Genomic DNA, 12,652 nt, shown 5'->3' with positions numbered 1-12,652 from the left:
CATCTCGAAAAATACCTTTTACTTGCACTTGAAAGAATGCGAATTTCGATTCAATTATAGAAAGCATGATATCTATCGATTATTATTGAAGGTATGTCGAAATAATCCGCTAAAGATGTCATGAACCTATATATTTATTGGCTTGTACCAGATATCTTTGTTTATTTCATTCTTTGTTTTTATAATATATCAAAAATTAATATCTCATGGAATGATTATCACTACTATATACAAAAATAAGTAAAGAAAGAATTCTTTCCACTTTCATAATCGTTATATCTATAATTATGAGTATTTTTGTGATATGCTTATTTACTGCTCATCAAAGATTTTCACCAGAAATCCTACCAGTATGCATGATCTTTTTTACGTTTTGGTTAGTAACTGTATTACTCAAATTTTTGTTTTTGTTTAGAAAATCCGCCGGATATCGCCTATACCCATAATTGGATTGGGCAGCCGGTAACCGTAACCGACGCGGCCGGAACAAGAACCTTCGCATATAATGCTGAATTCAACTTGATATCCGAGACGATCAATGGTATTTATAACAAGACGCTTATCAGGGCTATACCGATTCCGGGTACAAAGGGAGAATAACCGGTATGCAGATCGGGGATGTAAATAATTATACGTACAGTTACGACAGCTACGGACGGTTGAACCAGATTACCACCCCAGCCGGAAACTTCACCTATACCCGACTGGCAGACAGCGAGTTGATTGAAAATCTGACCCGTCCGAACGGGGTAAACACGGCGTGGAGTTACGAACCGCACCGCGATCTGGTCACCGAAGTGGCGAACGGTTCCGTCAGCAAATACGGCTACACGAATGACGCGCCAGGCCGCCGCACTTCGATGAGCCGGAGCTGCAGCGCGTTTGCCGTGCCGGATATTCTGACCTATGGCTATAATGCTTTCCACACCGACTAACGCCCGATGGGCCAGGAATTCCTAGAGGTTCGATGCAATGTAGACGAGTTGCCGCAGCCCGGAAACCGGCCGTGGCGCGACCGGAACGTTTACGAACGTCCCGCGTCCCTGTTCGGAGCGGCGCGTCCCTTCAAGTTTCATGATGATGAAGAATTATAACACCATCCTGCAAACCCATTATGAACAACAGTATTGTCATTTTTATATCGCAAATTTTGCATATTCAGCATCCAGCAGCAAGACAGACGGCAGCTTTTCGAGCTCCTGATGTTGCGTTTCTTCCTGCACGTGATTCTGATAATATGCCGTCATACGCTCATCCATGTGGCCGACGATTGATTGAACGACGGAAATTGGAATCCCGACTTTCCCCGCATAATAGCAAAACACGTGCCGCATGGAGTGCAGGTCTTTAATCGAAATGCTTCTGCGGTTTTCCGGCTGAACTGTCGTGACAATTCCCAGATCATCTTCCAGAAAAGTTTTGATCCGCTTCGAAACAGTAGTCGGCGAGGATAGATAGATTCTCGCGTGCTCAGGAAGAACATACTCATCGTCATTATGAAGCCGCAGGAAATAATCGTACAGCATCCGATGAATGGGAATGGAAACGTCTTTTCTGTTTTTGTTAAGGACCCTACGGATATTTTTACCGACCCAGTCTATTTCTTTCCACCTCAAAGTACAAATATCACCTTCGCGCAATCCGGTTGCCGCCGCAATTGTAAATAATGGCCGGCAAAATGAATTATGCAGAATCCCGCAACGTATCTTCTGAAGTTCGTCCACCGTAAAAATCTCCCGGCGAAGCGAATCGTCCATTGCGGGCAAGATCACATCATCCCAGGGATTTTCCAGCAAACCGGCATCTCGTTTGAGGCGCCTGAATACTCCCTTGATGGAGCTTGCGATCTCGCAAATGGTTTTGTTCCCAAGCTGGTAATCACTCTTGCTGTTGAAACGGCCATTGCTGATCAGATAAGAGACGTATGCTTCACAATGCAATGACATGACCTGTTCCAGCTTATTGATATCAGGAAAAGTATTCTGCATGAATGCCAGAAAATCACCCCAATAAGCCTGGTATTGTCTGCGGGATTTCTCGGAAATGTTTCTTCTCTTCCGGGGCTTTGCCAGAAACAGTTCATACGCCTCGGAAAGTAAAACGCTTTTACCGCCATTTAAAACATAGCGGTAATTCTCTACCAACGCCCGAACATTCCGGTTATACTTGATTTTTTCCTGTTCGATCTGGAGTTGAGCGGCATATTCCGCGGAACGTTTTTCCGCTTCGTAAAACTCGGCAAGCAGACGATTACGTTCCTGCGCTTCAAAGGCCAACGCCTCTTCTTCCGTGTGACAATTGACGCAAAGCCCGAAATACCGTTTTCCTTTTACGCGAAAACGATAACGATAGTTCATGCCATGAAGTGCTACAGTCATAAAAAAGCCTCCATACCATATTTCCGGCATGGAGGTCCTGCCCTGCTACTTCTCCGAATTAAGAAGTAATATAACCGCGACATATTCATCCGTCAAGTCGCATATCACAACAATTATTCTTAATTATGAACATGTTATGACGCCTTGTGCAATGCCGTTGCATCTACGTTTTCTTCCTGATCTCTCATGGTGAACTTCTGTGCAATCGACATGAACTCCTGAAGTTTCTCCACAGGTATTTCCTGTACAAGACGAATCAATTCCTGACGTTTTCTCTGTTCTTCCTGATCCAGATTGACCGAGTTGAAAATCAGGAACGACGGCAGTTTTTCCAATTCCTGCTTCTGGTCCTCCAGAACAACATGATTCTGATAGTAAGAGGTCATCACCGGACTCATATGACCGACAATCGACTGGACGATATTGATCGGTATTCCGGCTTTACCGGCATAGTAACAGAATACATGCCGCATGGAGTGCAAATCTTTGATGGAAATATTTTTCCGGTTCTCCGGCTGAACCGTCGTCCTGATATCAAGCTCGTTTTCGAGAAAATCTTTAATTCGCACCGATACCTTTGAACTGCACCGCCGGTATAATTCCGCATGTTCCGGGAACACGTATTCGGAAACGCGGGGCTGTCCGGCAAGAAACACCTTCAGCGAGGACAGAATCGGAATGGTTACGCCTTTGCCGGTTTTTCTCATAATCCGGCGGATGACTCCTGAGGTCCAGTCGATTTCCTTCCACTTGAGGGTACAGATATCTCCCTCCCGCAGACCGGTAACGGCGGCTACCGTGAACAGAGGCGCGCAAAAATGATTTTTCGCCAGTCCGTTTCGGATCAAATTCAATTCATGAAGCGAGAAGATCTCCCGCTCGATGGAGTCGTCTACGGCAGGCAGGATCACATCGTTCCAGGGATTCGCCAGCAGACCGGCATCATCCTTCAGGCGCTCGAAAACACTTTTAATGACGCTGCAGATTTCCTTAATCGTCTTATTGCCGATCAGAAAAGGCTGTTCGTAAGAGACTGGTACAACTTTCCCATGCGTTTTCAGGCTTACCTTTTTCTCTTTCAGGAAACGTCCGCAATCGATCAGGAAAGTCACATAGTCTTCGCAATGCGCCTTTGAAACTTTATCCAGATCGATGATCTCCGGGAAAGTTTCCTTCATATACGCCAGAAAATCCAGCCAGTAGCTTTCTTTCTGTTTCCGGGTCTTGTCACTGCATTTCCGTTTCCGGGACAGTTTCCGGCTGTACAAGGCATAGGCGTCCGCAAGCGAAACCTTTTTGCCGTCATTCAGGACCTGACGATAATTTTCAACAAGGGAGCGGACATTATTGTTGAAGGCAATTTTCTGTTCTTCCTGACGAAGCTTTTCCTGAGCTGCCTTCACCTCTTCCCGGAGTCTGGCATTGACTTGGGCTTCGTAGGCGAGCACCTGCTCTTCCGTCGTGCAGCCTTCGCAGATTCCGTAATGGCGTTTGCCCTTGACCCGGAAACGGTAGTGAAACTTCTTACCGCTGTAATAGACCGGCATATTCTAATCCGTTCTGTAGCGTAGAGAATTCGTATGCTGTTTCATGAAGAAGCGTTTACCCGGATCAAATCGAAGAGGTCGCAAAAAGGTCTCGATTTTCCGATTCTGAGGGTAAAAAATGGCTCCGGCAGCTGGAACATCCGAAGAGTTTTTCTTCACCTCAAAACATCTCTAAACAGGAAGATTTGAACTCAAAAGTGGCGAATTTGGCCGCTTTCACATAAGAGAAAAAAGAAGGCTCAAACGGTAATTTCTGGCGTTTGCACCTTGAAAATGACACCTGATGGCACCCTCTTTTCTGACTCCGTCTTCCTGTACCCATACCTCGTCAATATGGTAAAATTACCATTTGTTACCATTTCAAAGAACTTTCATAGTTCCCAACGATGATATTTTTACTATAATGGCTCCGTCAGTAAAAGTCAAACCTTGATTTGCAAATGTCTCCATGGATGATATATTTTACGTGTTCAAGATTTTAGAGAAGATATAAACTGAAGAGTTGCTGAACAGGAAAGGTCGCAATGATTGTCTACCACGGCGGATATTGTGAAATACGGACTCCGGAAATAAAACCGAGCCGGAATAATAAAGATTTCGGTCCCGGTTTCTATTGCACGGAGTTGCTATCGCAAGCGGAACGCTGGTCAAGGCGGTTCGATACCCCTGTTGTCAGTTTTTATGAATACACTCCTGATCCTGATTTGGATATTCTGAGTTTCGATCAGATGACGGAAGAGTGGCTTGACTTCATCGTAGCCTGCCGGAACGGTACTCCGCATTCTCATGACATCGTAGTTGGAGCGATGGCCAACGATCAGATATGGAACTATGTTGCCGATTTCATCAGCGGAATTCTCACCAGAGAACAATTCTGGGTATTGGCAAAATTCAAGCATCCAACTCATCAGATTACGTTTTGCACCCCGAGAGCGTTGTCCTGTTTGACTTTCTTGGAAAGCAAGGAGGTCACACGATGACCGGACGTGAAGACCGTCAGGAAAACGATCTTTTCTTTGTCTGTTCGCTGATCGAAGCGATTGGGCGGAAGACAAAGAACCATCGGCGTGTAGTCGTAAACGCTTTTGGAATTGCCGAGATTCGTCATCTGCTGGAGCTGGCAGACATCTATCACAGCGAGAATATGGAGAAGCTGATCGACAATCTGACAGAGAAATACCATATACTGCAGGGAACCTTCAATAATGTCGCAGCCTGCCGTTATACTGTTCCTTCCATTTTTGATATTGGCAAAGTCTATAAACGCTTGATCATTGCGGTTTCTCAAGCAAAAGGGATTGACTTTTCCGATGCACTGATCGAAGTTTACAACTCCTGGATAGCCGACCGGCTGGATGATTACAACAGCAGCATGTTTTTTGAAAATCCGGAGTATATCTATCAATCGTATCTGGCTGGTCAACCATTGCTCCTGTAATATGGAAATTTATAACATTCCTTCCTCTGCTGTTGTGTGACAGCAGAGGAAGGTGTAAGTTTTAATATTATTCAGAAGGACGCGACATCCATTCTGAAAAGAATATTTCCTCTTGTTGACAATATCTTGTAATCTCTGCTAAGGTTGGTGGTTTTATAATATTATGACTTTTGATGATTTCCTCTGCCTCTGCACAAAATTCCAGAAATTCTTCGTCTGATTCCCAAAACTTGATTTCAGTCGTTTTCACAACCGGAGGCCATTCCTCATAATTCTGCAGAATATCATCAACACTTTTGAAAGTCCGAGAACGCCCCAAATGTCCTTCAAGTTTGTAATCCACAGGAAGTGTAACGAAAAAGAGTTTTATTTCAGGTTCCTCTTTGACCAGATATTCCTTCAACTTCCGTGCTTTCAATGCGGCTGATTCTAAAGAAATGCCAGAATGATTTGTAATCAAATAATAAATTGTTTTATTTCTCAACGGAGCCCAATCCACCTGCTCGTAGTGTTCCGGTGAACAAATGAAGCTTGTGAATAGAATACCATCAAAGGCATTACGCTGATTGGAATCGGCCAACTCCACGCTATCTGTCAAAATGACTGTTTCTGTTTCCGGTTTAAGCAGCAGATCAAGATTATAGAGCGGCTGCTTGTCCTTCGGCAACGGGACGCAGAAATATTGATTATAAGGATAGTTTTCACGTATCCAAGTTGTCACCGGAACAAGGCATTTTGTTTGTGTTTTCGGCATGTACAACTTGATTAACTGCATCCGGATTTCATCGAATTCATCCTTAAACGGGAATACTTGACAAAACCAGCCATTATATTTGTGACAAAGCGGCAACAGCGAAGCTCCTTGCGGCGAACAAGGCAATATCTCTAAAAACATTTCCTGTTCTATACGAGCTTCTGACCAATCAGCTTGGTCGCTTCGTCTCGGTACTGTCTGATCAAGATCTTTTAGAAAGCAATCAGGACGCATACTGTCGCTTTTCAGCTTTGCAAAAACCTCCCCGCGATTTCCGAAAAAGCGACACACCTGTTCAGGTGTCTTATAAGGAGAAATCTGGGAACAAAGCTGAAAACGAGAACGATAAACTTGCTGAAAATATGAATTGACCTGCTCAAAATCTGCTTTCAATATGTTATTGGAGAGGCGAGGCGCATCACTGTTCTCCCAATCAATTAGTTGTACATAATTAAAAGGCGGATCAAATTCGTTAATAATATTAAGATTGGCACTGCTCTTCATATCAATCTTCAAACGCCAGGTATTTGCAGAATGCCAATTCCAATTTATCGAAGGAGTACCAATTTCGAACTCCTTAAAAGACCAACTTAACTTATAATTATTGTTAAAGTGATGCAAACATTTGCAGCTCCATGGTTGGGAAAACTTGTAGATCCAGCAGTTTGAGCCGGGCACACCGGATTTCATGAATGCCGGAAAGTACTCGCTGGTACAATTCGCCTCTATCAGCAACGAGGCACGGGCTTCCATACAGATCGAATCACGCCGGGTTGTATTTTCCGGGATATTGTCGATCGGCACAAAAAAATCAACAAAAAAATCTTTCAGTTCATCTTGTGTATTCATCAGAAAACCTTACATCCTTTTCCTGTCAATTTCTTCCAGTGCGTTCTTATCGGCCAGAGATACCTGGCCGACAACCCGTCCGTCGTCAAGCGGATTGTCGACACGTTTTTCCAAATCACGAAACAATTGGATGATATCCTTTGTCCCTCCCCATATAAACCAGATCGTCGTAATTACTCCGGCACATCCGGGGATTATCAATGTGGTAATATAGAAATAGTATCCCCACCACTCATCCGGCCACGGTTGAATGAAATTCCAGACAATCACCAGCACAAATGAAATTCCCAGCTGATAGATGAAGGAATACAGAAATACGGACCAAGTGATGATCCGGTCGCCACGGGAATACTCCGGCGTGATACCGATCAGTTTGTTCCAGATATTGCCCCAAGACCATGATGAAGAGATCTTTTTTTCTCCGTCAATGCTGTAAATTCCGCGGTGAAGCAGACGATCAAGATTATATCCTCCCTTGGGACAGGTTATCAGCGAGCCGATGACGTAGGCAATGCAGGAGCAGAGCATCGCCATGAAGAAAATTTCAAAAGAATTGATCGGAAACTTCTCCGGTGTCATTTCCCAGACGATGTAGGGATTGAACGGTGCGCTACACCATTCCAAAAAGTTTCCCACTGCTTCATCCCACTCCTGCGCAACCAGAAAGGGATAGATGTGCTTTGCCCAGTTGTTCTGCATAATGATCCCGGCAATCGAAATGCACGATCCGGTGAGTACCGATGCAAAAGCTCCGGCAGTCGTTCCGAATCGGGAGTATAATCCCCCCAGCATTACCGGTCCGGCTCCTCCCAGCCAGAGAGAACACATAATCGTCATAAACATGGTGATATAGTCCAATTGAACGAACAGCAGACTGAACATCAGGAAGAATATTCCCACCGCTACGGAACAGAGCCGCAATCCCAGCAGATGAGCTTTGGGAGAAAGCGTTTTCCTGCAGAATGGCAAAATGACATCCTGCATGATCGTACTCGACGCATTGAAAATTCTCGAGTCGTCAGTTGAAAGAACCAGCAGAATCATCAGCAGTCCGAACAGCCCGATGATCCCGACCGGAAATGTCCGGTTCAGCGTTACCGCCATCATCTGCTGCTGGTAGACTGTGCGGAATTTTTGAAAGGTAAAACTTCCTTCCCCATCGTCACCAACCAGTTTCTGCACTGTTTCCAATACCGGGGTATCCAGATTTTTCACCCGGGATAATGGTTCGTCGACCCCGATTTTATGACGTTGTTCGGGAATTGCTCTGATTGCCGCCGTCACCTTGCTGCGTAAAAGCGGGTCCTGAATGGTCTCCTCCGCTGCTTTAGTACCGAGAATATCACGAACCTCCTTGGCTCGCACGGCATAATTCTGATGGTTCATGATCGTAATGACCAGTACCGCGATTACGATCAGCATGAGATAACTTACGCCGTTACGCCAGGCGCCGAGGATTCCGGCCATTTTCTGTTCATGCGGCGTGCGTCCCACATTAGTCGTATCATTGCCGAACCAGCTTGCCCGGTTCAAAATTGAGGCAAGCAAATTCACAATCAGCATAAAGATATTGAAATCGCGCAATTTATCCACATCGTAGGGATTGAGAAAACTCTCCCCCGATACCCGGTCCGCCATTGTCGGTGTGATTTCACCGTTCCATGAAACATTGATTAAAATATAACCGATGATAATCAAAAATACCGGATAACACAAAAGTCCCTGAATCGTATCCGTAATCAACAGCGAAACCCGTCCCCCCGGCCAGATGCAAATCAGCGCGGCGGTCATCAGCACCACCAGAATGAATCCGAACATCGGGATACTCAATCCGAATACAGTAAAATGCCGCGGCAAATTAAGAAAGTAAATAAAGAAATTTACTGCGATTGCCGGTCCCAGCGCATTTGTCACCATCTCCGAGATCGTACGCAAAGTCGATGCGAAAATGCGAAATGCCCGGTTGTAACGCATTTCAAGAAATTGTCCGAATGACAATGCTTTGGTTTCTCTCCAGCGGTAGACGCAAAATCCGGTCAGAGAAAAAATGATTCCAACCGGAGCGAAAAGTTTTCCCCAGAATTCCACCCCGTATCCGGTCTGATATTTGGATTCGCACAGCGCCACCAGCGTAATTACGCTCAGCCCCGAGATCAAATCCCCGACAGACATCACATAGCGTCCGGCGACCCGTCCGGCCGCCAGAAAATCCGCAACTCCGCGTACATATCGTCCGGAATAAAAAGCCATTCCCAATACCATAAGCAACGGCACGAGCATAATGGCCCAATCAACCCAGTGCATTTACTTTCTCCTACAGTTACCGCAATGCGTCAAGACCGCCCATGCGCAGGATCATATACAGTACGCCGTCCTGATCATTGGCGAAAGGATCGAAAAATTCACCACGCTGCGCCGGTGTATGAATTGAACCGTCCGGATTACGCATCGTCACTGAAAATGGATAGAGATACGCGCAGGAGGCCGTGCCGTCCGGGGAAAATACACAGAGACAGTTTCGAAGACACTTCCTGGCTTTCTCCCGATAAATAACTTCACCGGAAATTTTGCTGTAGAGCCAATACGCTCTTGCCGTGAGACAGCTCAGGTAATGCGGGAAAGTGTCTCCATAAAGATGCCGTTTCCCAAACCAGAATTCATCCCAGTGACGAATGGGGATTTCGTTCAGCCGATAATCCGGCTGATTCCCTGAAAAACGACTCAGCACATCCAGCTGCACGGCAATGTCGCGCAAAATTTCCGGGTCCGCGTCGATCCGGTCATAGAATGCCGCCGGTATCGCCACGGCCGGGGTTGCAATCGTCTGTTCAAAACGGACTTCATGCGGCGGATAGCAAAGTCCGATGGTTCGAATCTGCGTCACATGTTTACGCAGCAGTTCCGTCAGTTCATCGGCCTCTGCCGCAAGCCCCGCTTCGCGGATCATGTCGATCGCATCGGAAAAGAGCGTACCGTTGGGATAAAAATGCATGCCGCCATTCGAATAGAAAAGCCGGATGGAACGGGCGATCCATCGCAGATACTTGACCTCCTTTTTGAGACGGTAGAGCTCCTGCCAGAAGTTAATCAGGTTGGTAGTATTGTAAAGCCGGACTCGGCAGGAATGTTTCCCGATATCACCATGAACGATGCCGGTTTCCACTTCATAGGTTTCCCGGAGAAGATATTGTTCGTAAAGTTCCAACGCCTCTCTCGCTTCGGCATCCTCCGGATGCATCTGAGCCCAGCGGCAGATGAGCAGTCCCATGTTGCCCCGTTCTCCGCTGGTATTGTGATCGCGCCAGATGTAGTTGTAATATTGGGAGTGTTCTTCATTATCATAAATCATGAACGCGCCGTAAAGCGGGCTGCGGGGATCTTTCATCTGCTGGTGTTTCAGAATGAAACGCACACGTTTTTCAAGCAGCTCATCGAACTGCGGGCAGCAGTATCCGTAAATATGGAACTGTTTTTCACCAATTTGAAAATCGAACCGGTGTTCTCCAAGCGCCTGTGGAGTGTATTCGACAAGAAGTCGGCCATCACGCATCTTGTACGGTACGCTTTCTCCGCGGCAGCTTACTGAGATCTTGCCTTCCCAATGGCGGCTCTCGACGGAGATTTCGAATTTTTCTTCCGGAAAAATGGTTTCCCGCGCAAATTCCACCCAGATCCCATTATTCACGGCAAGCAAAGTTTCCTGAAATTTGCCTTGCGGGAAAGCGACAAGCTGCCATTCCAGCACCATTTCACTGCCAGGCAGCAGATGGCATGGGGAGGGATGCAGCACAAAGTCACCGCGATCATTGCTCATTTCCTGTTCAATACGCTCCACGCTGTAGGAATCCAGCGAACCGTGCGTGAGAATCAGCGCAAGCTCAGTCGGAAATGGTCCCATCTTCCGTGCATGAATATAGGAGTGTTCACCGCCACACCAGATATGCGCGTGACAACGTTTTTTGATACAGATATCGCTTTCAGGGTAGCTGTCGTTGAAGGTAGCGTAAATGCCGAGGCCGCCTCGCTGAAAATAGAGATCATAATAACCGGTGTTGCGGTAAATATAACGTTCAGTCAGGCGATCCGGTTCGAGAGTGCGAATGACTTCGAGTTCCAGCGTCTCCTTCCGGTAGCGGGAATGGACTTCATTGCCTGCCGACTTCATTTCGACAAACTCAAAATCCGCAGGAAGCCCCCAGCTGAAAAGCCCTTCAACCCAGTTCATGCCATCCGGGTCATGATTCATGACCAGCGACTTGACGGTTCCGGTCTCCGGCTTGAACTCAATCTTGAAAAAATTGTTTTGCATCATATCATGATTCCTTAAAGGTTGTGATTTTTCTTCTTCAGGCGCGAGATTGAAAATGCGGCAGGCGGCCGATCAGAATAATTCCGGGAAACAACAGCACCCCCGCCAATAAAAAGTACCATCGATATTGTGTCAACGGTTCTGAAGAACCGGCAAAACTTGCACAAAGCTTCAGCAGCCCGCTGCCCACCGCCATGCCCGCAATCCCCGCACCGGCACCGGTAAAAATCGAAAGGAATATGGAAACTGCAATCCGTTTTGCGACAGGTACGCTCTGCAGGAAATAATGGGTCGCGGCATTCGTTGCGGAAACGGTTGCCGCACCGGCAATCCCCCAGAGCGGCGCAAAATACCAGAATGCATATTGCTTCGGGGCGAACAGCCAGAACAACACCGGCATCAGCAACGCGGCATAAGCGCCGAAAAGTATTTTTTCCGGCGCAATATGCAAAGCAAGCCGTCCGGTCAGCAACGACATCAGAGAACTTGTTCCGAATTGGAGCAATGCAAATTTCAATATCTCAAAATCAGAGAGCGCGTATCCGCGTTTCAACGCAAGAATGGAAATCGGCAGCAGAAGAATCGTTCCTGAATTGACGAAAAATATTGCAAAGATCTGCTTTCGCAGCGAAGGCGAATGGATTGCATAACGAAAATCCCCGCCCAATGGTTTTCCGGCAGAATCCCGAAGTGCGGCAGTTTCATCCACCCGGTAAAAAATCGCCGATGCGAAAATACCGCACGTGGCTCCAAAAACAATGACTCCGATCAGCATCCAGATCGATTGGTTCCGCTGCAGCAGCAATGTGATGCCGAGCAGTGCCAGCAAACAACTGCCGAAAAAGAGCGCATTGCTGATTGCCAGCACCCGGCCGCGCTCCCTTTCGGCGGCAATATCGCCAACCAGCGGCTGGGACATTACCACTCCCGCGGAACGGAATCCATAAAAAAGCCAGGCCCCTCCCAACAGCAGACATATTGCCGGAACAGTCAGATCCAGCCAATAGAAAATCGCGCTTGAAGCGACAATCAATGCCGAAACATTTCGCAGCACCCAGCAGATCGCCTGCGTTTTCACCGCCCCGACATGTGAAGTCAGCTTTTTTCCCAATGGCAGCATCAAATAACCGAAAAAGCTCATGGAACCGAGTACCGCAACGATCGCGTCCGGAGATTTGATCTTTACGGCAAGCAGAATGATCACCGTTTCGCCGAGGCACATATAAGAGAGCCCGTTGATGAGATTGAAGATATAATAAAATTTCTGACTGCGGTGCTGCCGGGCAACACTCAATGGTCCTTGAAAAATCATTTCAGTTTCGCAAATGCCTTTACGATATAAAGAGACGAAATATGATTACGAGTAAACTTGTGAAT

General features: G+C 46.6%; 9 protein-coding genes and 1 pseudogene. 4 read left to right on the top strand and 6 right to left on the bottom strand.

Annotated elements, in window-relative coordinates:
* Nucleotides 1-124 (top strand): annotated as a pseudogene (locus FYJ85_RS23085) (IS1595 family transposase); the annotation flags it as partial.
* A gap of 481 nt (nt 125-605) precedes the next feature.
* Complete coding sequence (locus FYJ85_RS10255; RefSeq protein ID WP_154418322.1) at nt 606-935, top strand: hypothetical protein; 330 nt, start codon at nt 606-608, stop codon at nt 933-935.
* 201 nt (nt 936-1,136) lie between these two features.
* On the opposite strand, the gene FYJ85_RS10250 is transcribed toward FYJ85_RS10255, so the two are convergent.
* Both FYJ85_RS10250 and FYJ85_RS10245 read right to left on the bottom strand, forming a co-directional pair.
* Nucleotides 1,137-2,378 carry a tyrosine-type recombinase/integrase gene (locus tag FYJ85_RS10250; protein WP_206213095.1) on the bottom strand — a complete coding sequence of 414 codons (1,242 nt, stop codon included), beginning with the start codon at nt 2,376-2,378 and terminating at the stop codon, nt 1,137-1,139.
* Between the two features lie 134 nt (nt 2,379-2,512).
* Nucleotides 2,513-3,826: a tyrosine-type recombinase/integrase gene (locus FYJ85_RS10245; RefSeq protein WP_206213094.1), complete on the bottom strand. Its 1,314-nt coding sequence runs from the start codon at nt 3,824-3,826 to the stop codon at nt 2,513-2,515.
* A 623-nt stretch (nt 3,827-4,449) separates the two neighbouring features.
* Between FYJ85_RS10245 and FYJ85_RS10240 the strand changes: the two genes are divergently transcribed.
* On the top strand, nt 4,450-4,905 hold the full coding sequence (locus tag FYJ85_RS10240) for a DUF3990 domain-containing protein (RefSeq protein ID WP_106051768.1): 456 nt from the start codon (nt 4,450-4,452) through the stop codon (nt 4,903-4,905).
* Entirely contained in the window at nt 4,902-5,363 is a 462-nt protein-coding gene (locus FYJ85_RS10235; RefSeq protein WP_154418316.1) for a hypothetical protein, read from the top strand. Before FYJ85_RS10240 ends, FYJ85_RS10235 begins: the two co-directional genes overlap by 4 nt.
* 67 nt (nt 5,364-5,430) lie before the next feature.
* On the opposite strand, the gene FYJ85_RS10230 is transcribed toward FYJ85_RS10235, so the two are convergent.
* Genes FYJ85_RS10230 through FYJ85_RS10215 form a run of 4 tightly spaced genes read right to left on the bottom strand, consistent with a single transcriptional unit; the run spans nt 5,431 to nt 12,587 of the window.
* Nucleotides 5,431-6,966 (bottom strand): hypothetical protein, encoded by a 1,536-nt coding sequence (locus FYJ85_RS10230; RefSeq protein ID WP_154418314.1) that lies wholly within the window; start codon nt 6,964-6,966, stop codon nt 5,431-5,433.
* A gap of 9 nt (nt 6,967-6,975) precedes the next feature.
* Entirely contained in the window at nt 6,976-9,270 is a 2,295-nt protein-coding gene (locus tag FYJ85_RS10225) for a sodium:solute symporter family protein (RefSeq protein ID WP_106051773.1), read from the bottom strand.
* A 16-nt stretch (nt 9,271-9,286) separates the two neighbouring features.
* On the bottom strand, nt 9,287-11,278 hold the full coding sequence (locus tag FYJ85_RS10220) for a hypothetical protein (RefSeq protein WP_106051774.1): 1,992 nt from the start codon (nt 11,276-11,278) through the stop codon (nt 9,287-9,289).
* 34 nt (nt 11,279-11,312) lie between these two features.
* A complete protein-coding gene (locus FYJ85_RS10215; protein WP_154418312.1) occupies nt 11,313-12,587 on the bottom strand; it encodes an MFS transporter in 1,275 nt (424 codons plus the stop codon).
* Nucleotides 12,588-12,652: the final 65 nt, after the last annotated feature.

Origin of the sequence: Victivallis lenta, assembly GCF_009695545.1 — a bacterium.
Taxonomy (GTDB): Bacteria; Verrucomicrobiota; Lentisphaeria; order Victivallales; family Victivallaceae; genus Victivallis; species Victivallis lenta.
Note: the sequence above shows the minus strand (reverse complement) of the source record. Positions and strands in the feature narration are given on the sequence as shown.

Bases quoted from the DNA above. Each gene is read 5' to 3' on its own strand.
- FYJ85_RS10240 (WP_106051768.1), top strand. From the start codon at position 4,450: ATGATTGTCTACCACGGCGGATATTGTGAAATACGGACTCCGGAAATA.
- FYJ85_RS10220 (WP_106051774.1), bottom strand. From the start codon at position 11,278: ATGATGCAAAACAATTTTTTCAAGATTGAGTTCAAGCCGGAGACCGGA.
- FYJ85_RS10255 (WP_154418322.1), top strand. From the start codon at position 606: ATGCAGATCGGGGATGTAAATAATTATACGTACAGTTACGACAGCTAC.
- FYJ85_RS10250 (WP_206213095.1), bottom strand. From the start codon at position 2,378: ATGACTGTAGCACTTCATGGCATGAACTATCGTTATCGTTTTCGCGTA.
- FYJ85_RS10230 (WP_154418314.1), bottom strand. From the start codon at position 6,966: ATGAATACACAAGATGAACTGAAAGATTTTTTTGTTGATTTTTTTGTG.
- FYJ85_RS10235 (WP_154418316.1), top strand. From the start codon at position 4,902: ATGACCGGACGTGAAGACCGTCAGGAAAACGATCTTTTCTTTGTCTGT.
- FYJ85_RS10225 (WP_106051773.1), bottom strand. From the start codon at position 9,270: ATGCACTGGGTTGATTGGGCCATTATGCTCGTGCCGTTGCTTATGGTA.
- FYJ85_RS10215 (WP_154418312.1), bottom strand. From the start codon at position 12,587: ATGATTTTTCAAGGACCATTGAGTGTTGCCCGGCAGCACCGCAGTCAG.